General features: G+C 63.4%; 19 protein-coding genes. 17 read left to right on the top strand and 2 right to left on the bottom strand.

Annotated features, from left to right (window positions below; all coding sequences use genetic code 11):
- The first annotated feature begins 15 nt into the window (after positions 1-15).
- The 3 genes from LFT43_RS08550 (at position 16) to LFT43_RS08540 (ending at position 3630) form a co-directional block, all read left to right on the top strand.
- A complete protein-coding gene (locus LFT43_RS08550) occupies positions 16-1206 on the top strand; it encodes a Gfo/Idh/MocA family protein (protein ID WP_395802250.1) in 1191 nt (396 codons plus the stop codon).
- Between the two features lie 241 nt (positions 1207-1447).
- Positions 1448-2626, top strand: a complete 1179-nt coding sequence (locus tag LFT43_RS08545) for a Gfo/Idh/MocA family protein (RefSeq protein WP_395802248.1) — start codon at positions 1448-1450, stop codon at positions 2624-2626.
- A gap of 2 nt (positions 2627-2628) precedes the next feature.
- Positions 2629-3630: a sugar phosphate isomerase/epimerase family protein gene (locus tag LFT43_RS08540; RefSeq protein ID WP_395802246.1), complete on the top strand. Its 1002-nt coding sequence runs from the start codon at positions 2629-2631 to the stop codon at positions 3628-3630.
- A gap of 1328 nt (positions 3631-4958) precedes the next feature.
- On the opposite strand, the gene LFT43_RS08535 is transcribed toward LFT43_RS08540, so the two are convergent.
- Complete coding sequence (locus LFT43_RS08535; RefSeq protein WP_395802244.1) at positions 4959-5171, bottom strand: hypothetical protein; 213 nt, start codon at positions 5169-5171, stop codon at positions 4959-4961.
- Between the two features lie 370 nt (positions 5172-5541).
- Here LFT43_RS08535 and LFT43_RS08530 point away from each other — a divergent pair, with 370 nt between their 5' ends.
- The 11 genes from LFT43_RS08530 (at position 5542) to LFT43_RS08480 (ending at position 16435) form a co-directional block, all read left to right on the top strand.
- The gene (locus tag LFT43_RS08530) at positions 5542-6153 is read left to right on the top strand and encodes a type II toxin-antitoxin system Y4mF family antitoxin (protein WP_395802242.1); all 612 of its coding nucleotides are present in this window, start codon (positions 5542-5544) and stop codon (positions 6151-6153) included.
- A complete protein-coding gene (locus tag LFT43_RS08525; RefSeq protein WP_395802240.1) occupies positions 6150-6491 on the top strand; it encodes a DUF6036 family nucleotidyltransferase in 342 nt (113 codons plus the stop codon). Before LFT43_RS08530 ends, LFT43_RS08525 begins: the two co-directional genes overlap by 4 nt.
- A gap of 2 nt (positions 6492-6493) precedes the next feature.
- Positions 6494-6703, top strand: a complete 210-nt coding sequence (locus LFT43_RS08520) for a hypothetical protein (RefSeq protein ID WP_395802238.1) — start codon at positions 6494-6496, stop codon at positions 6701-6703.
- Between the two features lie 504 nt (positions 6704-7207).
- The gene (locus LFT43_RS08515) at positions 7208-7804 is read left to right on the top strand and encodes a hypothetical protein (protein WP_395802236.1); all 597 of its coding nucleotides are present in this window, start codon (positions 7208-7210) and stop codon (positions 7802-7804) included.
- A complete protein-coding gene (locus LFT43_RS08510; RefSeq protein ID WP_395802234.1) occupies positions 7801-8982 on the top strand; it encodes an AAA family ATPase in 1182 nt (393 codons plus the stop codon). Before LFT43_RS08515 ends, LFT43_RS08510 begins: the two co-directional genes overlap by 4 nt.
- On the top strand, positions 8979-10028 hold the full coding sequence (gene mcrC / locus LFT43_RS08505) for a 5-methylcytosine-specific restriction endonuclease system specificity protein McrC (RefSeq protein WP_395802232.1): 1050 nt from the start codon (positions 8979-8981) through the stop codon (positions 10026-10028). Before LFT43_RS08510 ends, mcrC begins: the two co-directional genes overlap by 4 nt.
- Positions 10029-10266: 238 nt before the next feature.
- Positions 10267-11028 carry a DeoR/GlpR family DNA-binding transcription regulator gene (locus LFT43_RS08500; RefSeq protein WP_395802230.1) on the top strand — a complete coding sequence of 254 codons (762 nt, stop codon included), beginning with the start codon at positions 10267-10269 and terminating at the stop codon, positions 11026-11028.
- A 175-nt stretch (positions 11029-11203) separates the two neighbouring features.
- On the top strand, positions 11204-12697 hold the full coding sequence (locus LFT43_RS08495) for a mannitol dehydrogenase family protein (protein WP_395802228.1): 1494 nt from the start codon (positions 11204-11206) through the stop codon (positions 12695-12697).
- 1 nt (position 12698) lies between these two features.
- The gene (locus LFT43_RS08490) at positions 12699-14303 is read left to right on the top strand and encodes an alpha-amylase family glycosyl hydrolase (RefSeq protein ID WP_395802226.1); all 1605 of its coding nucleotides are present in this window, start codon (positions 12699-12701) and stop codon (positions 14301-14303) included.
- Positions 14296-15315 carry a LacI family DNA-binding transcriptional regulator gene (locus tag LFT43_RS08485; RefSeq protein WP_395802224.1) on the top strand — a complete coding sequence of 340 codons (1020 nt, stop codon included), beginning with the start codon at positions 14296-14298 and terminating at the stop codon, positions 15313-15315. The genes LFT43_RS08490 and LFT43_RS08485 overlap by 8 nt, the downstream gene beginning before the upstream one ends.
- 118 nt (positions 15316-15433) lie before the next feature.
- The gene (locus LFT43_RS08480) at positions 15434-16435 is read left to right on the top strand and encodes an IS481 family transposase (RefSeq protein ID WP_395802222.1); all 1002 of its coding nucleotides are present in this window, start codon (positions 15434-15436) and stop codon (positions 16433-16435) included.
- Positions 16436-16735: 300 nt separating this feature from the next.
- Here the strand turns inward: LFT43_RS08480 and LFT43_RS08475 are convergent, their stop codons facing one another.
- A complete protein-coding gene (locus LFT43_RS08475; protein WP_395802220.1) occupies positions 16736-17959 on the bottom strand; it encodes an ROK family protein in 1224 nt (407 codons plus the stop codon).
- Between the two features lie 214 nt (positions 17960-18173).
- Here LFT43_RS08475 and LFT43_RS08470 point away from each other — a divergent pair, with 214 nt between their 5' ends.
- Genes LFT43_RS08470 through LFT43_RS08460 form a run of 3 tightly spaced genes read left to right on the top strand, consistent with a single transcriptional unit; the run spans position 18174 to position 21336 of the window.
- Complete coding sequence (locus LFT43_RS08470; RefSeq protein ID WP_395802218.1) at positions 18174-19553, top strand: ABC transporter substrate-binding protein; 1380 nt, start codon at positions 18174-18176, stop codon at positions 19551-19553.
- Between the two features lie 12 nt (positions 19554-19565).
- Entirely contained in the window at positions 19566-20555 is a 990-nt protein-coding gene (locus LFT43_RS08465; protein ID WP_395802215.1) for a carbohydrate ABC transporter permease, read from the top strand.
- Positions 20548-21336, top strand: a complete 789-nt coding sequence (locus LFT43_RS08460) for a carbohydrate ABC transporter permease (protein ID WP_395802213.1) — start codon at positions 20548-20550, stop codon at positions 21334-21336. Before LFT43_RS08465 ends, LFT43_RS08460 begins: the two co-directional genes overlap by 8 nt.
- Positions 21337-21354: the final 18 nt, after the last annotated feature.

The raw sequence follows: 21354 nt of genomic DNA, 5'->3' as shown, positions 1-21354 counted from the left end.
GAAAGGAACACGATCGTGAAGCATCTCAATGTCGGCCTCATCGGAGGCGGCTTTATGGGCAAGGCCCACTCACTGGCCTATTCGGCCATGCCCATGTTTTTCTGGCCCGCCCCCGCCCTGCCCGTCCGCCACACCATCGCCGAAGCCAACGACCAGCTCGCCGCCGAGGCCGCTCTCCGCTTTGGCTTCGAGAACTCCACCGCCGACTGGCGCCAGATCGTCGATGACCCCAACATCGACGTCGTCGACATCGCCACACCAAACCACCTCCACGCCGAGATTGCCATCGCCGCCGCACAGGCCGGCAAACACATCATCTGCGAAAAACCCCTCGCCCGCACGGTCGAGGAAGCCAAGGCCATGTACGACGCGGTTAAGGATGCTGGCAACGTGCACATGGTGGCCTTCAACTACCGTCGTACTCCCGCCGTCGCCCTGGCAAAGAAATACATCGAGGAAGGCGCTATCGGTCGCGTTCTCAATTTCCGCGGCACGTACCTCCAGGATTGGAGTGCCGACCCCAACTCTCCGCTGTCCTGGCGCTTCCAGAAAAATATCGCCGGCTCCGGAGCCCTCGGCGACATCGCGACCCACGTCGTGGATATGGCACGCTACCTCGTCGGCGAATTTTCCTCAGTCAACTCGATCCTCTCCACCTGGATTCCTGACCGGCCACTGCAGACCGGGGGCGCGGACGCCCTCGGGAACGTCCGCGGCGGCGAAGGCCCACGCGGGGAGGTCGACGTCGACGACGAAGTCATGACTATGATCCGCTTCACGAACGGCGCTGTCGGATCGATCGAGGCCACCCGCAACGCCTACGGCCGAAACAACTTCATCACTTTCGAAATCCACGGTAGCGAAGGCAGCATCGTCTTCAACTACGAACGCCGCGATGAACTCCAGGTGTGCTTTGCCTCCGACAAGAACGACCGGCGCGGATTCCGGACCGTCTACACTGGCCCCGCCCACCCCTACGGCGACGGGCTCTGGCCGATCCCTGCGCTGGGTATCGGCTACGGCGAAACAAAGATCATTGAGGCTCACGACTTCTTCAAAGCCATCGCCGACGGCGGCAGCGTCACTCCGAACTTCGCCGACGGCTATCAGGCGGCCCTCATTGATCATGCGATCGTGACCTCCGCTGACAAAGGCGCCTGGGTAGACGTACCAGCAGTCGCGGGACGGGCCACAGCCGCCAGCTAGGAAGCCGGGAGACGGAGGAAGTTCCAGCTTGCTCCGCCTCCCGCCGCCCGGGCATCGATCCTGCTGGCAATCCCACTCCAACAGATCAACGGTGGCCAACTTCACCACGGAATGCCCCAACATCCCGGCCGCACTGGAATGCACCCGCTCACCTTGCATAAATCTCCAGCATGCGGCGTCACTACATACTCACGCAGACGCTCACACCCGCCCTTCCGTCATGGCTCGAGAAAGAACAAGAATGATCCCCTCCAAAACCCCTCCGCCCAAACTCTTAGGGGTGGCGATGATCGGTTACGCCTTCATGGGCAAGGCCCACTCCAACGCGTGGCGGAACGTAGCCAGTTTCTTCGACGTCCCGGCCTTCGGGCAGAAGGTCCTGGTGGGCCGGGACGCCGGTGCTGTCGCAGAGGCTGCGGCCAAGTACGGCTGGGCCGAATCAGCCACGGACTGGCGCACGGTGATCACCCGCGACGATATCGACATCGTGGACATCTGCGCCCCCGGCTGGATGCACGCCGAAATCGCCATCGCCGCGCTGGAGGCCGGCAAGCACGTCCTGGTCGAAAAGCCCCTCGCGAACACCCTGGCCGAGGCCGAACTCATGACCGCCGCCGCGGCCAAGGCCCGCGCCAAGGGGGTGCAGTCCATGGTCGGCTTCAACTACCGCCGCGTCCCAGCCCTGGCCCTGGCGAAGGAACTGATCGCCGAAGGCCGCCTGGGCACGGTCCGGCACATCCGCGCGGCGTACCTGCAGGACTGGCTCGCCGACGCCCAGGCCCCGATGACCTGGCGCCTGCGGAAGGAAACCGCCGGGTCCGGCGCGCTCGGGGACATCGCCTCCCACGCCATCGACCAGATCCAGTACCTCATCGGTCAAACCGTGCTGGAGACCTCCGGGGTGCTGAAGACCTTCGTCAGCCAGCGCCCGGGCCAGAACAGCTTCGAGAACGTAACGGTCGACGACGCCGCCTGGGCAACATTCTGGCTTACCGGCGGCGTTGGCGCCTCGGTCGAAGCATCCCGTGTCGCGACTGGCCAGAAGAACAGTCTCCAGATCGAAATATACGGAACAAATGGCTCCTTAAGTTTCAATCTCGAGAATCTGAATGAACTCCAATTCCTGGATGGCACCCTTCCGGTCCGCGAACAGGGCTTCCGCAGGATCCTGGTCAACGAACCCGATCACCCCTACCTCCACGCGTGGTGGCCCCAGGGACACATCATCGGCTGGGAACACACCTTCACCCACCAAATCCGCGACTTCCTCACGGCGATCAAGGACGGAAGCGAGCCCTCGCCGTCATTCGAAGAAGGACTTCAGGTTCAGCGCGTCCTCTCCGCTGTCGAAGAATCAGCCAACAACAAGAGCACCGTGACGACCGTGAACCTCGGGGCGTTCGCCACTAAAGGAGCCTGACCATGCCCCGCCCGTACACCCTGTTCACCGGCCAGTGGGCCGACCTGCCCTTCGAGGACGTCTCGCGCCTGGCCTCCGGCTGGGGCTATGACGGCCTGGAAATCGCCGTCTCCGGCGACCACCTGGACGCCTGGCGCTGGGACGAACCCGGCTACGTGGAATCCAAGCTCGCCGTCCTGGACAAATACAATCTCAAGGTCTGGGCCATCTCCAACCACCTCAAGGGCCAGGCCGTGTGCGATGACCCCATCGACTTCCGCCACCAAGCCATCGTCGGCGCCAAGGTCTGGGGCGACGGCGACCCCGAAGGCGTGCGGCAGCGCGCCGCCGAGGAAATGAAGCACACCGCCCGCCTGGCCCGCGCCCTCGGGGTGGACACCGTCGTCGGGTTCACCGGCTCCTCCATCTGGCAGTACGTCGCCATGTTCCCGCCCGTCCCGGAGAAAGTCATCGAGGCCGGCTACCAGGACTTCGCCGACCGCTGGAACCCCATCCTGGACGTCTTCGACGAATGCGGGGTCCGCTTCGCCCACGAAGTCCACCCCTCCGAGATCGCCTACGATTACTGGACCACCGTGCGGACCCTGGAAGCGATCGGGCACCGGGAAGCGTTCGGGCTGAACTGGGATCCCTCCCACTTCATGTGGCAGGGCATCGATCCCGTCTCCTTCATCTGGGACTTCAAGGACCGGATCTACCACGTGGACTGCAAGGACACCAAGCTCCGCCCCACCGGCCGCAACACCGTCCTGGGCTCCCACCTGCCCTGGGGCGACCCACGCCGCGGCTGGGACTTCGTCTCCGCCGGACGCGGCGACGTCCCCTGGGAATCCTCCTTCCGGGCCCTCACCGCGATCGGCTACAACGGCCCGATTTCCGTAGAGTGGGAAGATGCCGGCATGGACCGCCTCCACGGGGCCCCAGAAGCCCTCGCCGCCCTGAAGAAATACGACTTCCCCGCCTCCCAAACCAGCTTCGACGCCGCCTTCAACAGCAACGAGTAAACGCGGTGCGCCGGCCTCGGCGTGGCCAGCGCTGCGAGGTGTGGATTGCATCGGTTCCGGGGAACAGGAACTGGCGTACGCCGGCGAGCATATGCTTTCGAGGCACCCAACTGGACGCCGGACGGCCGGGCGCTGATGGCTTGACTCAGGAAGCTAGCTCTACCCGGAAAGCGTTTACGATCAATCTCAAACTGATCACGCCCTCTCCGCAGCTCGGTAGGGCCGTGGCTTGCTCAAAGATTCTTCGTCAGCTTGGCACGCTGCGTGCCCGGACCTATCAGGTTCGGAGGAAGACGGTCCTGGAGGTGGATCATGCCTTCTCGTACATCCAAACTTGACGTCACGCAGATGCTTAGGGAGAGTCGGAATAAGGTCCCATATTCATCCGTGGACACGACAAATCTGAGCGTCCGAAGCTGTACCTGGGCACAAGGCCGGAACGGCAGCTCATCACACTGGCATTGAGGCAGCACCAGCACGATGTCCGGCACCTGCTGCGAGTGTTATCGCTGCAGCAGGTGCTGTGAGATCGACTCAGCCGAGGTCCTGAGATCACCAGTACTAGCCGTGGATGAACCGTCCCGAAAGCCATTCCTCGCAGCGTCTCGCGCGCCTACCACCGCAAGGCACCCCTCAAAAAAGCAGACATAGGTGTGGACACTGTCCACACCCTGTTTGACAGGTCAAACGGGGTAGGTGTCACTCCCCCACCGGACGAGGACGAACGTCCAAAGCAGGTTTCGCATCAACATCGGCGACGTCATGTCGTTCCCGCTCCCCTGGCCCATGAATAGGTCTAGGCAACCCCGGGCCAACCCGACAGAACGGAAACGAGGAACTGCATAACCCCACGACAGCAGGCGGAGGGCCCACCAGCCAGGGTCTTGATCCCGCCACCCACACACCTGAATAGGCCACCGCGGCGGCCAGGCCACAGCCCGCGAACCACCCGTCAGAGCGACGCGACCACAAGCTTTGTCAACACGTTAAAGCAAAAACCCCTCTGACCTGCGACAACACTGTGCCCGAGGTGGGACTCGAACCGCATTCCAGGCCTTGAAAACACCGGGAACCCCCGAAAACATGCCGAGTACGGTCCAGTCCGGCACCGGTACGGCTCAGTCCGACGGCCAGAGTGTGCACATTGTGCACACCCCTCTTTCCCACTTTTGAACCCGTTCCCCGGCCGCACCCAAGTTGTTCAAACGTACAGGAACGGGTTGCCGGGTCAGGCGATCTGGATCCGTTCGCCGCCGAGTTCAACCTCGACGCGAAGCCGGCCGCCGACCGTTTCCACCTATTTCCGCAGCGTATCGGCCTGGGCACGATCAATCAATGTCACTATGCTCGATCCGGGACACCCTGTTCTGGCTCGCACGCGGACGCGCAGCCAACTCGACCTCCGTCAGATCCGATGCCTCGCGGAACCCCCGAAGCCGGTACGCATTGACCTCATCTAGCAGGAGCTTCTTGCGGGCGTCCACAGCAACCCGGTCAACAGGCCGCTTGGCCAAGAGCTCCTCTAATGTCTCCGCCGCCACGATGCCTCCTTTCACCATTCCGTTCCGGAGTCGGACCAAGCCGCGAACTCAGGCCTCCTCAAGGCGCTTCAACAACCCAGCATCGTGGCGCAGCACGAAGTTCAAGCCGGCACTGACATCAGGACGGAGGCCGTGACGACGAGGGTCCAACTCGGGCCCTTGCCGGGCACCGTCCGGTTTGGAGTTGTGCGCCTCATCGGCCGACTGCCCCAGCCGACGGACGCTGTCTTCTGGAAGAGGCCGGTTCATGTCCATGCCCGATAGTACCAACGCATCAAGCAACATAGTTCGTTGATGGACAAGTCCGACCGGCCATTGTTGTCACCACTCGGTGACATAATGAAATGGCGAAGAAGGACGTTTGACGAACATGGCCAGCATCGACACGCCCGCCGCTGCCGGCGCGATCATTCGCGCGCGGCGCCAGGAGCGCGGGCTTTCGCAACAGTCACTCGCGGAGTCCGCCGGGGTTTCACGGAAGTTCATCGTTGATCTCGAAGCCGGCCACGAACGGGCCGAACTCGGCAAGACCATGGCCGTCCTCCACACCCTCGGGCTATCGCTAACCGCCTCCGACCCTATGCCCCGCGGCAGCGACTACGACCCGGCACGGCGGGACTACGCCGAAACGTTTACCCAGCTGATCGGCGCACGGGATTTCGAGTTCGCTATCAAGATGCTCGCCGACTACGCCACAGCATCCCTCAAAGCCGGACGGCCGCTGCTCCAGCGCAGCCCCCGGCTCAAGGACCCGCACTGGTCCGCCGCCCTGGCCGGGATCACCAACTACACCGCACACCGCCTCGGGCAACCCCGACCGTCCTGGACCAAACGCGTAAAAGCCCTCAACGAAGCATGGATGCCGGCCGAGTCCTACCGGACCGTCAGGGAACCCATGAAGAAACTCACCATGTCCGAAACACCAGCCGAACTCGCCGCCCTGAACGTCTTCATCCGCGAACACAGCCTGGCCACCGCATGACCGGCGGAGAACTCACCGCCGCTCAAATCCGCGCCCTCCTCCACGAACTCGGCAGACGGCTGCAGGCCCAAGGTGTCCACGGCGACATCAAACTCGTCGGAGGCGCCGCGCTCATCCTCCAAGGAATCGGCAACCGCCCCACCGCCGACATCGACGCCAGCTACGCCAACCCCGCCGCTGTCAACACCGTCGTCACCGAGATGGCCGCAGACTACAACCTGTCCCCGGACTGGCTGAACTCCAACGCAGCGGCGTTCCTCCCCGACAACGCCACCCGGGTGACCTCGGAACAACTGGGCGGACTCACGATTCATGCCGCGGACACGAAACCCTCCTAGCAATGAAGATCACCGCCGAGCGCGACAAGGACACCCTCGACATCGCCCGGCTCCTCCGAAGGCTCAACATCGGCAACGCGAACGACGCCGTCGACCTCGCCTACAACAAATACGGCGACCACTCCATCCCCTTGGCAGCGAGCCGGGACAACTACCTCATCGTCGTCGACGACGCCCTCGACGCAGCCACCACCCTCGAACCTGACGAATAAATTCCCAGACCAGCCTTCCAAAAAGCGCCTCAACCTGGCCCCGCGTTTGGATCACCATCACAGAGATCGAGAAGAGCAATCGCCCGAGCCTGTTTCGCGGGCCGAAACCCTTTCTGCCAAGAAGACACCCCTGACACAACCCGTACAGAAGGCCGTACTGAGACCTTCTCGGCCAGCATGTTCCTCCAGACTTCCGGGGGTGGGGTAATGCGTACAGACGATGCAGCGTTGGGTGTGCCCGGCGACCTCGCTTGGAGCCTAACCGCGGGAGATGCAAAGCTTGCGCAGGCCGTTGCGAGGGCGTTTACGCTCTGCCCGATCGAGATCACCCGCCGAGGACGCGGCGAACAAGGAGAATGCAGACATGACTAACGAACGGTTCGACAACGATCATGACGCGGCCACCGCCTCATCGCGACCGGCCCCTGACTTGGCGATGGCGCGTGAGGCCGGTGAGGTGATCACTCACATGCTCGGAGACCGGGCTCCTGGTATAACGGCGCGATGTGGCGGCACGTCACATGGACCGCTTCCTTCGTCCGCTACTGGCAAGGCCTACTTGAGAGTGAGCGTGAGGTTGCCCGCACCGATCCGTGGAAGCTACAGCAAGCCATGCTCTCTTCTGGTAACGACCGTTCCGACATCCGTAACGCGCTGCAATTCCTTGCCCGTCCCGATATCTTCGAACCAATCGCTTCCGCGGGAATGAAGCAGAAGATCCGCGACGGACTTGCCGATCGAATCGGCGGAGCGACGGGCAGCGACCCTGCGTCGATAGACCGCGACCTGCTGGCTATCCGCACCGCCCTCGCCCGCTCGGTCGAGGGACCCTTCCACTTCTGGACACCGGGCGTGGAGGAGCTTTGGGACTCCTCCGCCGGCGAACCCGACCCTGCCGCCACCGATGTCGCCACGTTGGCCGAACCTCGTTCCCGCCATTACTGGCTCTACTCTCCCGGAGCACAAGCCTCGGAGTGGGAGCAGTTCTCGACCAGAGACATCATGGCGATCGGCTGGGATGGGCTGGACAACCTAGCTTCGTACCCGAGCCGGGGGCGATCCGTCAGGCCCTCGACGTCGAGGAGAGCGGCGGTTCAATGAGGAACGCCGTCCTAGCGGTGTGGCAGTTCCAGAACGAGATCGCCGTGGGTGACATCGTCTACGCCAAGCGCGGCCGCCGTGAGATCGTCGGTCGCGGCGAGGTCACCTCCGACGCCCGGTTCGAACCGGACCGCGCCTCGTTCCGCCACGTCCGCTCGGTGAAGTGGACCCACACGGGGTCCTGGGAGCACCCCGGAGACGCGGCAACCAAAACGCTCACCGACATCACTCCGTACCGCGACTACCTAGAGATACTTGAGGCTCTCGTCACCGGCGATGTCGAGCCAGGGCCGCCTGTCCCGGCGGTGCCGCTCCCGTCCTACGACAAGGCCGCGTTTCTCAGCGAAGTCTATCTCTCCGAGACCGGCTACGACCGGCTGCACTCCTTGCTGCTGCGAAAGAAGAACGTCATCCTCGCCGGTCCGCCCGGCGTCGGCAAAACCTTCGCGGCCACGCGCCTTGCATACTCGATCCTGGGCGTGAAGGACCCGAGCCGCATCCAGACAGTCCAGTTCCATCAGAGCTATTCCTACGAGGATTTCATGATGGGCTACCGACCCACCGAGACAGGCGGGTTCACTCTCGCCGAGGGAGCGTTCTATCGGTTCTGCGAGGAAGCTCGCGCCGACGACGATGACCGGCCCAACTTCTTCATCGTCGACGAGATCAACCGCGGCAACATTTCCAAGATCTTCGGCGAACTGCTCATGCTCATCGAAGCCGACAAGCGCGGACAAGAGCTACGCCTGGTCTACAAGAACGAGACCTTCTCTGTCCCGGCGAACGTCCACATCATCGGCATGATGAATACCGCAGATCGCAGCCTCGCCGTCCTCGACTACGCACTGCGCCGTAGCTTCGGGTTTTTCGAGATACCCCCCGCATTCGACTCGGCCGGATTCAGCCGGTGGCAGCAGGAGGCCGGCAGCCCCACCCTCGATCGCCTCATCACCGTCGTCGTCGACCTCAACAGGACCATCACCGACGACCCAGCGCTCGGCCAGGGATTTGCGATCGGGCACAGCTACCTCACACGTCCTGCGGGCACCGACGCCGACGACGCGTGGCTGTACTCCGTCGTGGAGGACGAACTCATTCCACTGCTCGACGAGTACTGGTTCGACGAGCCCATCAAATCCAAGGAGTGGGCAGGCAGGCTCCGGAGTGCCCTCGCATGACCGATCGCTCGATCATCATTCGCAACGTGTACGTGATGATGGCGTATGCGTTCCGGGCGATCCGAAGTGATGGCAACGACAGGATTGCCGCCGAGCGATTCGACCACCTTCACGACCTGCTTGCGAAGATCCTTGTGCGTGGAGTCGGCGCGCAGGTCAAGCGCGGCCTTCACCGAGACTACCTTCACCGCAGCGACGAGATCGCCACCGTCCACGGCCGGATCGATGTCACTCGGACTATTGCCACCCGCTCGAGTACCCGTGGGCGGCTGGTGTGTGAGTTCGACGAGTACGAACCAGACACGCCCCATAACCGGGCACTGAAGTCGGTCATTGTGCTCCTCATCCGCCACAGCGATGTCGCCGTGGCGCGCAAAGATGCGCTACGGCGGCTCCTGCCCTACTTGGACGCCGTGACGCTGGTGGCACCGACGTCGATCCGCTGGGACACGCTCACCTACCACCGCGCCAACGCCACTTACCGGCTGCTGCTCGGCGTCTGCGAGCTTATCGTCCGCGGACTCCTCCCCACTCAGGATTCCGGAAGCTCAAAGCTCAGGTCGTGGGTTTCGGATGATGCCATGAGCGCTCTGTACGAGCGGTTCCTGCGCGAGTACTACACAGTCCACCATTCCGAGCTCTCCCCCGGCGCGCCCACGGTTGATTGGGACCTCGATGAGCCAAGCGGCGACAGCTTGCAACTGCCCTTGATGCGTACGGACATCACTCTCCGCAACCGCGGGCGCACTCTCATCATCGACGCGAAGTACTACAGCCATTCGATGCAGACCGGAGCGTGGGGCAAGGCGACCGTACATTCGACGAATCTGCACCAAGTGTTTTCATATGTGAAGAACGAGGACACCCGGCGCGACGGATCCGTCAGCGGACTGCTCCTCTACGCGCGGACCGATGCCGTAGAGCAGCCCGACCTGGACGTCGTTATCCAAGGCAATCGGATAGGTGCGCGGACCCTCGACCTCAACCGACCCTGGGAGTGTGTCAGCTCTCAGCTCGAAGACATAGTCGGATGGTTTGAAGACTGAGGAGCTTCTTCTAGCTCGCTGACACTGCCGCGATGGCAAGACCCGTGACTTGATCGGCGGGCTCTCACCACCAATTCCCTGCGGCAGACACTCGGCTGCCTGAAGCATCGTAAGCTCGAGCTCGTTGTGGGGACCTTGCATGGCCAGTGTCACTACGCCTAGTTGTTGCGGGTCATGAGGTTGTTGACGGGACACGATCTGATGCAGAAGCGGTCCGTGTGGGCATCACAATAGTTGTATGGACTCACAGGAACGTCAGCTCAGAATTCTGGACCTGGCTCGTGCGGAGGGGAAGGTGGACGTGGCTGGCTTGGCGTCCACCTTCGGTATTGCCGTGGAGACCGCCCGCCGGGACCTGCGCGCATTGGTCGAACGGGGTGTGCTACGCCGGGTGCACGGGGGTGCTGTGGCGGTGGAGACCACCGGGTTCGAGTCTGATGCCGGGTACCGGGCGAGTGCGAATGTGCGAGAGAAGCGCCGCATCGCCTCGGCCGCGGCAGCATTGCTGCACGGTGCCGAGTCGGTCTATCTCGACGAGGGCTTCACGCCGAGGCTCATCGCGGAGGAACTCGCCTCCGTTGCCCGGCTTACGGTCGTCACAGCCTCGTTGCCGGCAGCTCAGGCCCTCGCCTCCAGCACTGGCGTGACAGTCCTGCTCCTGGGCGGGCGGATGCGCGGGCGCACCCTCGCCACTGTAGATCATTGGGCCTTGCGCATGCTCTGCGAGCTCCAGATCGACGTGGCGTTCCTCGGCGCTAATGGGATCTCCCGCGAACACGGACTCACGACACCGGACCCGGCGGTGGCCGCCATCAAGACCGCGGCTGTCAACCAGTCACGCCGGCGCGTGCTGGTGGGCACTCACACCAAGTTCGGCGTCAGCAGCTTTTGCCGCTTCGCCATGGTCCCCGACTTCGAAACCATCGTCACCGACCAGGGCCTTTCTGTCCACGAGGCCAAGCGCTACGAGGCGTTGGGTCCGCGGGTTCTGCGTATCTGAGCCTGTCCGTTCGCTCAGGGCGGTTGCTGCAACCCCCTTGCGGCTCCGCAATTTCGAGGTCTCCGAGTCGGGCACGAACCGGGCATTTGAAGGCGCCCATTCGGGCGTGCAGTTCCTCTCGCTTCCTGCTCATAATCGAGCTGTCCTTAACCTGCTTGATGGAAGACCTGGAGTGATGACCCGACTCAGCTCAGATGCCCTGACCGGGCTTGACCCCCGTGTAACCGTGCCCGATTATGACCGCAGCACCATCACCCCGGGCATCGCTCATATCGGGGTTGGGGGTTTCCACCGCGCGCACCAGGCCTGCTACCTCGACTCGCTCCTCCAGCAAGGCCTGGCTCAGGACTGGGGTCTGATCGGCATTGGCCTGTTGCCTCTCGATCAAGGCATGCGTGACGCCCTCGCCGGTCAGGATCACCTGTACACCGTGGTAGCCAAACACCCGGACGGTACTCTGGAGCCGCGTGTCATCGGTTCCATGCTGGACTACAGGTTCGCTCCGGAGGACCCGGAGGCGGTCCTCGCCGTCCTTACTGATCCGGCCATCCGGATCGTGTCCCTGACGATCACGGAGGGCGGCTACCACGCGGACCCCGCCACCGGTGAGCTCTCTCTCGACGACGGTCTGAAAGCCGACCTGACACCGGGCTCAGTCCCGAAGACCGCTTTCGGCTTCCTCACCGAAGCCTTGGCACGGCGGCGGGGGGCCGGCATCGCGCCGTTCACGGTGATGTCCTGCGACAACATCCAGGGCAACGGAACCCTCGCGCGCCGGATGATCACCGAATTCGCCGCCCACCGGGACCCGGAACTGGGCCAATGGATCGCGGAGAACGTCGCCTTCCCAAATTCGATGGTGGACCGCATCACGCCCGTGACCACGGTGGAGGACCGGGACGGGCTGGCTGAGGGATTCGGCGTGGAGGACGCCTGGCCCGTGGTCTGCGAGCCCTTCACCCAATGGGTCCTGGAGGACCAATTCCCGGCAGCACGGCCTCCGTTCGAGGCCTCCGGTGCCCAGTTGGTGGAGGACGTGCTCCCGTATGAACTGATGAAGCTGCGCCTGCTCAACGCAGGGCATCAGGCCATCGCCTATCTCGGCATCCTGGCGGGGTACCGCTACGCGCACGAGGCCGCGCAGGATCCGCTGTTCTCCCGTTTCCTCCTGGCATATATGGAGAACGAAGCCACCCTCACCCTCGCCCCAGTGCCGGGTGTGGACCTCGACGCGTACCGACGCGGCCTGGTGGCGCGCTTCGCGAACCCGGCCGTCGCGGACACCCTGGCCCGGCTCGCCACGGACGCCTCGGACCGTATCCCTGCCTTCCTGCTGCCCGTGGTGCATGAGCGGCTCGCGCAGGGCAGCTCGACGCCGTTGGCCGCCCTGGTGGTCGCGGCCTGGGCACGGTACGCGGAAGGCATGGACGAGCACGGTGCGGCGATCGACGTCGTCGATCGCCGCCGCGATGCAGTCACCGACCGCGCTTTGCGCAACCGCGAAGAGCCGCTGGCCTTCCTGCGGGATGAGAGCCTCTTTGGCGACCTCGCCAATGACCCAGTCTTTACCTCGCACTACACCACGGCCCTCCGCTCTCTGCACGCCCACGGTGCGCGCGAGACGCTGCGGCGCTGGCTTGATTCCTCCTACTCCGTTAAGGACGCCTGACATGACCACCTGGCTTGACGACGCGGTCATCTACCAGATCTTCCTGCCTTCCTTCGCCGACAGCGACGGTGACGGGATCGGCGATCTGCCCGGAGCGATCGCGCATCTGGACCATCTCGCGGAGCTCGGCATTGACACCGTCTGGTTCAACCCGTGTTTCGCCTCACCGTTCCGTGACGCCGGCTACGACGTCGCCGACTACCTCAGAATCGCGCCGCGCTACGGCAGCAACACTGACATGGAACGCTTCATCGGCGAGGCCGGGAAGCGCGGGATCCGTGTGCTCCTGGACCTCGTGGCCGGGCACACCTCCGTGGACCACCCCTGGTTCCAGGCCTCCGCGCAGGATGAGACGGACGACCGGTACATCTGGTCCGACCGCCCAGGCGAGGGCTTCGTCCCGTCCCCCGGACCGCGGCCTGGCTACTACCTGAAGAACTTCTTCGACGAGCAGCCGGCCCTCAACTTCGGCTACGCCCGCCTGAACCCATCCGAGCCGTGGCGGCGGAGCGTGGACGCCCCAGGGCCCCGGAAGAACCTGGACGCCCTCTTCGAGATCATGGACTATTGGCTGAGCCGCGCCGTGGCCGGATTCCGCGTGGACATGGCGTACTCGCTGGTGAAGGACGACGAAGGTTTCGACGCCACCGTCGCTCTCTGGGCGGAACTGTCCGCCCGGGTGAAGGCCGCCCACCCGCACGCCGTGCTGGTCCCGGAGAACGACCACCGACTGGCCCCCGGCAAGGGCGCAGCTGCAGGCTTCGATGCGGACTTCTTCCTGGTCATCGAAAAGGCCCACGGCCTGCTCTTCAATAATGGCGGCGCAGGCACCCTCTCCACCCTCCCGGACCACTCAGCCTGCTACTTCGACGCCACGGCCCCGGACCCCGAGACCACGCTGGGTGACTTCCTAACCCGTTGGCAGGCACACCAGGACGGCTCCGGCGGGCACCGCCTGGTGGTCGTGCCCACCTCGGACCATGACTACTCCCGACTCAACACCGCACCCCGCACGCCCCGGGAACTCGGTGCCGCGTTCACCTTCCTCCTGACCTGGGGTTCGGTGCCGTCCATCTACTACGGCGAGGAGATCGGCATGCGCTACCTCACCGGCCTGCCCGTGCACGAAGGCAGCCAATGGAGCCCCGGCTTCAACCGCGCCGGCTGCCGCAGCCCCATGCAATGGGACAACCGCCAGCCGAACGCCGGCTTCTCCACCGCGCCGGCCGGGAAGATCTATCTGCCGCAGGACCCCGAACCGGACCGTCCCGCCGTCGCACAGCAGCTCGGCGAGCCGTCCTCGACACTGGAACGCGTCCGTCGCCTCCTCGCGCTGCGCCGCACCACCCCGGAGCTGCGCACCACGGCGGCCACCACCGTCCTCACGGCCGGCTATCCCTTCGTCTACCGCCGAGGAGAACGACACCTTGTGGTCGTGAACCCCTCAGGCGCCGTCCGCGAGCTCACCCTGCCCGAGCTGCGCGGCCTCACAGCACGCCCGTTGGAAGCGGACGGCGTCGTGCTCGCCGACGGCGGCACTGTCACGGTTGCACCGTTCGGCTACGGCGTGTTTGAGATCGTCCGCGCAGGGGGTCTCGTTGTCTGAGCAGCCCGCCACTCTTTACGACGTCGCCGTGCTCGCCGGGGTCTCCGTCCTCGACGCCTCGGAGGCGCTCCACGGTGGGACGGGGCTGCCGAGGCACCAGGCTGATCGTCTGTCGTCCGCGGTGGGGAAACTCGGCTACCACCCCGTACCCTTCGTTGCCGGCGAAACCCCCATGAGCGTGAAGATCGTCGTGCCCACCCTGACCTCGTGGTTCTACGCGCAGGCCGCGAACACCGCGCAGCGCATCTTTCAGCAGCGGGGAATCGCCTCCACCGTGCTCAGCCTCCATCAAGAACTCGGGCCGGCAATTCCCGGCACGGACGAGCTCGATCCCCTCCTGGCCCAGGTGACAAGGCATGCCGAGGGCATCCTGGTGATGGGACTGGACCTCGGAGGCCCACAAGTCGACGTCTTGCAGGACTCAGGCGTCGCCGTCATCCAGATGGGCCAGGCGACGGACCGGTGGGACACGGTGGGGATCGATGACGAACTCGCCGCCTGGACCGCAGCCAGGCATCTGCTCGACCTCGGGCATTGGAACGTGGCCCTTCTGGCTGGAACCGACAGCACCATGACCGCACGCCGGACAGGGTATGAGCGGGCATTGGCGGAGTATGACGTGGAGACGGACCAGGACCTGGTCGTCACCACGAGCACCTCGATCGATGGCGGCTACCGCGCCATGAATGAGCTCTTGAGCCACCGTGGCCGCCCCACCGCGGTGGTCGCCGGATGCGACGAGATCGCCTTCGGAGCCCTCAAGGCGCTAGAGGAGCATGACCTGGCAACACCGGAAGACGTCTCCCTTGTGGGCATCGATGATCACCCCATCAGTTCCCTTCTGCACTTGAGCACTGTCGCACAGCCAGTGGAAGACCAAGCAGCCCTGGCCGCCAGTCTCCACGCAGACCAGATCCTGGCTGGGACCGCGTCCGTCCTTCCACAATGGCATTCATTGCCGACCAGAATCATTCCGCGACAAACGACCCGGCGAGCACGGATCTCCTACTGATCGGCTTCGAAAAGAGGTCGAATCGCGGGCCAATCGCCGACGGCGACACCGCCCTGACCTGCCCTCGTTCCCGGGCACCACGTCGGGCCACTGATGAATGCGTCTGAGAAGGACCCCCATGTCACATCGCAACGCCCCGTCGACTATCGAAGGACGCCGTCGATTGGTCGAACGATGCAAGAACCGTCCGATCGCCCACGTCGCCGCCGAGATGGGCATCTCCCGCACCTGCGCCTCGAAATGGGTCAAACGGCACCAGGAACACGGAGAACTCGGTCTACTCGACCACTCCAGCGCTCCGCACCGGCAACCTACAGCAACCCCCGCAGAAGTGGTGTTCAGGATCGAGTCCATGCGGCGGGAACGGAAGTGGTCCGCTTCGCGGATCGCCTTCGAACTCACCCAGGAAGGAGTGCAGGTCTCACGCCGCACCGTGTCCCGGCACCTGAAGGCCCTGGGGCTGAATCGACGTAAGTTCATCGATCCCAACGGAGAAGCGAATCGCGAACCGCGGAAGATTGTCGCCCGCCGGCTGGGCCATATGGTCCACGTTGATGTGAAGAAGGTCGGGAGAATCTCCGACGGAGGCGGGCACCGGATCCACGGCCGCGGCAGTATCCAGGCCAAGGCCGTCGACCGCGCCAAGACTAAGGGAGCCCGCGGAGGCTACGTGTATCTGCATTCCGCCGTCGACGGACACACCCGACTGGCCTACACCGAAGCCCTGCCAGATGAGAAGGCCCGCACCGCGATCGGATTCGTGACTCGCGCTAAGGCATTCTTCGCCGCCCACGGGATCGCCCAGATCGAACGGATCGTCACGGACAACGGGGCCTGCTACCGCGCTCACGACTTCGCCCACGTCCTTCAGGGATCCCGGCACCAGCGCATCACCCCGTACACACCCCGGCACAACGGGAAAGTCGAGCGCTACAACCGGATCCTGGCCGAGGAATTTCTCTACGCCCGCGAATGGACCTCAGAGACCCAGCGCGCCGAGGCCCTCTCCGTCTGGAACATCCACTACAACTACCACCGACCACACACCGCCGTCGGAAATCAGCCGCCAGCCGCCAAAGCCCGAATCGGTGTCACCAACGTCATGGCCTCATACACCTAGTCAACGATCGCGCCCGGTGAATAAGTCGATGTCCTAATTGCAATCCCGGCTTTCGACTGCACGCTCGTCGACGCCAACGGCCACCTCATCGTGGAACCCGGCTCATTCGAGCTCCTCGTCGGCAGCAGCTCACGTGACCGCGATCTGCTTCGGGCATCCTTCACGATCAGGCTGATACCCACCCGCTTCCCGAGGAGGGAAGAATTCGGCCATCAGGAATTCGGGCACGCGCCATCACTGTTTCCAAGTCGGAAAATCGGCGTTGTCCACGATCATCCAGCCCCTGCACAGAATTCAGATCTAGGCAGTCAGGTGGTGTGGCGTCAGGCTACTGTGGAGCACGACCGAAGCAGCCCCGAGCGCAGCCACATCCGGCCCGGTGCCTCCGAGCTCAACCGCAATGGTGTGCACGCCTCGGGTAAAGGATGCCTTCTCAATGAGCCTTTTCAGCTCTTTCATATAGCGGTGCCCCGTTGCCGCGAAGCCGGGTCCTGCGAGCTCGATCCGCTCTAGGTCGAGCGTATTGGCCAGGCCCAGCAGCACGATGGCGACACTCCGGATGGAGTGGCTGATTAGCGCTTCGGCTTGGGGCAGGCCTTCACTGAGACCGGCGAGAACCCGCTCGTAGATAGCCGCTTCGTCTCCCGATTTTTGATCATCGAATAGCACAGCTAGCCCTTCATCCGTCATTACCCGGCGGACTATTCCACGGGGTGGCCCGACGGTCTCAAGGCACCCACGAGACCCGCACCAGCACTCGAGCCCGTCGGGCTCGACGACGATGTGGCCGATTTCCCCGGTATTGTCCGAGGCGCCCCGAAAGATCGCTCCGCCGATCACAAGACCGGCACCAATTCCCTGATCCATGTAGACCGTCATGAAGTTGCTTGACGCGTTGGCCCCTCCGGACCAAAAAGTGCCGAGCGCAACCGAGTTTGCATCGTTCTCGACGAGCACGGGAACGCCACAGAGACTTTCCAGTTCCGCGGCAGTATCGAAACTCTCCCAGGTCTGCGCTGCCTCCGGATCCGCTCCCCATCCCAAGGGGCCGCGTCGACGCCCGCTGGAGGCCACACCGACACCTACTATGGATTCCCGCCATATGCCGCGTGCTTCGATGACTCCCTGGATCGCGCCAACGACCCGGGCGAGGACTTCCGGGGGAGGCTCGTCGCCGATTCCGGGGAGGTCGACTCTTTCGATCAGCTTGCCATTGAGACCGCAAAGTACGATGACGATCCTTGAGACGCCGAGTCTTACCCCGACAGCATAGAGCACACCGGTGTTGAGCTTGAGCATCCTAGGCCTCTTGCCGCCGGTGGACTGACCAAAGCCCGCCTCAATAACTATTCCCTCAAGCAGGAGTTCCTTCACGATCTTCGAGATGGTCACCTCGGTGAGCGACGACAGTTGCGACAGCTCCACCCGCGAGATGCCAGCGCTTGATCGGATGAGGTCAAGCACTGCGCTACGCGTCTCTGCATAGGACCGGCCTTTGAGCCGGCGCGGGGAGGTTTCAGTCATGATGCCATGCAATCTACACCACGCCACCAATGCCCGCTCATCACCGGAGGGAACCAATCACGCGGGTACATCGAACACTCCCTAGAACTTTCTTAACTAACTATTGCTAAGTGGTGATTTAGATCATATCCTCATTGGAGACGCCGCTGATGGCGTAAGCCCGACGGAGACTTACTCCCCCCAGGCACGGCATGAAAAAATCGGAGGAACAAGGATGTTTCAAGCACAAAGACGACTGGCGCGTTCGGTCGCAATCACAACAGGCGTTCTGGTCGCCGGCGCGCTGGCTTTGAGCGGATGCTCTGGAACGGCGCCGTCGAGCGACGGAGGATCGGCCACGTCCGGGAGCATCCAGTGGTGGAGCTGGACGCCGGACAATGATCTGGCCAACCGGGAGATTGCTGCGTTCAACAAGGAGTTCCCCGACATCAAGGTCACCTACAAGAAGGTGCCCAACGCTGACTACACGGGCGTGCTGCGTCCGGCGTTGGCATCCAACGACGGCCCGGATGTCTTCACTGTTTCCGCTAGCGGGACCGTCGGGCCGGTCAGCGTCTTCGCACCGTACGCGCAGGACCTGACCCCGGCGATCACGGCGAAGCTGGGGAACGACTGGAAGTCCCAGATCGCACCGAAGATGGCCGATGCCTTCACCGTGCAGGGCAAGCTCGCGGGCTTGCCGTGGGCGAAGCAAGGCGCCGGGAGCATGTGGATCAACAAGGATCTATTCGACAAGTACGGGCTCACGGCGCCGAAGACGCTCCAGGACTGGGTGAAGGTTTGCCAGACCTTCCGGTCCAACGGGCTCGGATGCTTCAAGGAAGGAGTGGGCGCCGGTTTCGACGTTGACACCCTGCACTCGATCGCGAACAGCATTGACCCCGGGGTCTTCGCAGCAGCGCTCAGCGGTGACAAGAAGTGGACCGACCCGACCATGGTCAAGGCATGGGAGACCTTCAAGCAACTCTCGGACAACGGTATCCTCGACGCCGGCGCGGTCGGTGTCCAGCAGTATCCCGACGTCAACAACGCCTTCCTGACAGGCAAGGTCCCGATGGTGCAGATGGGCTACTGGTACTCGCAGTACGCGACCGTCAACAGCCTCACGGCGGCGTTGGCGGGGGCAGGCGTTCCCTCGGATACACCGAAGATCACCATTGTTCCGGTCCCGTTCCCCGATGTCGCCGGCAAGGGTAATCCGTACACGGTCTTCAGCGACCCGGATGCCGCGCAGGCGGTCAACATCAAGTCCAAGTCACGTAACGCGGCCACAACGTTCGCCTTGTGGCTTGGCGGCAGCAAAGCCGGCCAGCAGGTCGTGTCCGACAACGTCGACTCGATCCCGACCCTGAAGGGCGTGGAGGCGGCATGGAACTCTATTCAGCTCGTCAATCCCAAGGTGCAGACCCCGCTCCTGCAGGACTTTGCCAAGAAGACTGCCGAGTCCACCGAGCCGCGCCAACTGGGCTTGTCGCCTACCGTCATCCAGGCCATCATCGACGCCAACCAGGCGGTGCTGACCGGGCAGAATAGTCCGGCGCAGGCAGCAGACGACGTGCAGCATGTGGCTGACGCAAATCCGGCAAACAAGTAAGTAAGCAAGCAAATGAGCAAGAACAGCGCAGCAGTGAAATCAGTGGAGCAACCGTCACTCAACGGGCAGTCGGACCGCGGGACCAACAAACCCCGGCGTCCTGACACCACAGAGCATGGCCGGGGCAAGAGACTCGACCGCCGATTCGGTTTCCCGTGGATCCTGCCAGCCATGGTCGTCTCGGTCGGTGTCCTGTACTACTGCATCGGATATACCGGCTACATCTCCACCCTGGATTGGGACGGGGCCAGTCCCGAGCCAATTCCGGTCGGCGCCCAGAACTACACCCACCTTTTCGCGGATCCGGTGTTCTGGAAATCCGTCGTACACACGGGCATCTTCTTCGTGGTCACATTCACAGTCCAGGTAGCGCTCGGCATGTTTTTCGCGATCCTTCTGCACTCGAAGGTGCGGCTGGGCGTGTTCTACAAGGTCTTGATCTTTGTCCCCGTTGTCCTGGCGCCCGCCACCATGGCCCCGGTCTTCCGCACGATCTACGCCCCGGATGGCCAGATCAATCAGATCATCCGTGCCCTGGGCCTGCACGATTTCTCCTACGCGTGGCTGGCCGATCAGAACACGGCCCTGATCGCCGTGATGTCGGCCGCGATCTGGCAGTCCACAGGTGTCGTCTTCGTCCTTTACTACGCAGCCATGAGCCAGGTCGAGCCGGAACTCATGGAGGCGGCCAGGCTCGACGGAGCGGGAAACTTCAGGATTATCCGAAGCATCATCTGGCCCGGGGTCAGGGGAACAACTTTGGCGATCGCTATCCTCACGGCGATCGGATCGCTCAAGACCTTCGACTGGCCCTTCCTGATCACCCAGGGCGGCCCGTCGTACGGCACGGAGTTCCTGGGGACGCAGATCTACAGGGTCAGCGTTGCCCTTTCACAAGTCGGGTACGGGGCCGCTCTCTCGATCATTCTTCTGGTCCTGGCACTCACCGTTGCCGTCATCCTGAACATCGCAGGCAAAGAAAAGGGGGCACGCCGTGTTTGAGGTCCGTCGCTGGTACACCAGAGGAGCACTCCAGCTCGTGCTGACGCTCATGGTGGTGCCGTTCGTCTTCCCACTCATCGCAATGGTCCAAGGCTCACTCGCAGGCAGCGGCTGGGGCAACTACGCCACCGTCCTCTCGCTCGGGCTTCTGCCACGGTTCTTCATCAACAGTGTTCTGCTTTCCACGGCCGTCCTCGTGATCGTGCTGGCATGCACCCTGACTGCAGCATTCGGATTCTCCAAGCTACACATCCGCGGCAAGGAACTCTTCTTCTGGATGCTCCTCGCCGCCCTCACACTGCCGGAAGTAGTGCTCCTCGCCCCGCTCTTCGCAACCGTGACAGCCGCGGGCGCCTACAACTCCTTGTGGGCAGTGATCGTGCCGGCCGCAGCACTGCAGATTCCGTTCACCGTGCTCCTCGCCCGCAACTTCGTCGACGGCATCCCCGACGAACTCATCGAGGCGGCCCGAGTCGACGGAGCAAACACCTGGCAGGCATTCCAACACATCATCATGCCGCTGACACGACCCATCGTCGCAGCCATCGTCGTATTGGTCTTCATCAACTCATGGAACGGGTACCTGTTCCCGCTGCTCTTCCTTCAGACCCCTGAACAGCAAACGATCACGCTGGTACCCCAGTACTTCGTCGGGCAGTTCAACAACGACCAAACCAAAGTCCTGGCGGCTGCCGTCCTGACCGCACTACCAGTCCTCATCGCCTACATCAGCCTCCAAAAGTTCTTCGAACGCGGCCTCGCAGCCGGCGCGTTGAAATAACCACAAACCAGGAAAGAC

This window comes from Arthrobacter sp. FW306-04-A, assembly GCF_044358315.1.
Classification (GTDB): Bacteria; Actinomycetota; Actinomycetes; order Actinomycetales; family Micrococcaceae; genus Arthrobacter.
This window is presented reverse-complemented; position numbering and strand designations above follow the sequence as displayed.

Excerpts from the sequence above, each read along its gene's own strand:
- LFT43_RS08525 (WP_395802240.1), top strand. The coding sequence starts at position 6,150 with ATGACCGGCGGAGAACTCACCGCCGCTCAAATCCGCGCCCTCCTCCAC.
- mcrC (WP_395802232.1), top strand. The coding sequence starts at position 8,979 with ATGACCGATCGCTCGATCATCATTCGCAACGTGTACGTGATGATGGCG.
- LFT43_RS08515 (WP_395802236.1), top strand. The coding sequence starts at position 7,208 with ATGTGGCGGCACGTCACATGGACCGCTTCCTTCGTCCGCTACTGGCAA.
- LFT43_RS08510 (WP_395802234.1), top strand. The coding sequence starts at position 7,801 with ATGAGGAACGCCGTCCTAGCGGTGTGGCAGTTCCAGAACGAGATCGCC.
- LFT43_RS08470 (WP_395802218.1), top strand. The coding sequence starts at position 18,174 with ATGTTTCAAGCACAAAGACGACTGGCGCGTTCGGTCGCAATCACAACA.
- LFT43_RS08475 (WP_395802220.1), bottom strand. The coding sequence starts at position 17,959 with ATGACTGAAACCTCCCCGCGCCGGCTCAAAGGCCGGTCCTATGCAGAG.
- LFT43_RS08465 (WP_395802215.1), top strand. The coding sequence starts at position 19,566 with ATGAGCAAGAACAGCGCAGCAGTGAAATCAGTGGAGCAACCGTCACTC.
- LFT43_RS08500 (WP_395802230.1), top strand. The coding sequence starts at position 10,267 with ATGGACTCACAGGAACGTCAGCTCAGAATTCTGGACCTGGCTCGTGCG.
- LFT43_RS08545 (WP_395802248.1), top strand. The coding sequence starts at position 1,448 with ATGATCCCCTCCAAAACCCCTCCGCCCAAACTCTTAGGGGTGGCGATG.
- LFT43_RS08495 (WP_395802228.1), top strand. The coding sequence starts at position 11,204 with ATGACCCGACTCAGCTCAGATGCCCTGACCGGGCTTGACCCCCGTGTA.
- LFT43_RS08490 (WP_395802226.1), top strand. The coding sequence starts at position 12,699 with ATGACCACCTGGCTTGACGACGCGGTCATCTACCAGATCTTCCTGCCT.
- LFT43_RS08530 (WP_395802242.1), top strand. The coding sequence starts at position 5,542 with ATGGCCAGCATCGACACGCCCGCCGCTGCCGGCGCGATCATTCGCGCG.
- LFT43_RS08540 (WP_395802246.1), top strand. The coding sequence starts at position 2,629 with ATGCCCCGCCCGTACACCCTGTTCACCGGCCAGTGGGCCGACCTGCCC.
- LFT43_RS08520 (WP_395802238.1), top strand. The coding sequence starts at position 6,494 with ATGAAGATCACCGCCGAGCGCGACAAGGACACCCTCGACATCGCCCGG.
- LFT43_RS08480 (WP_395802222.1), top strand. The coding sequence starts at position 15,434 with ATGTCACATCGCAACGCCCCGTCGACTATCGAAGGACGCCGTCGATTG.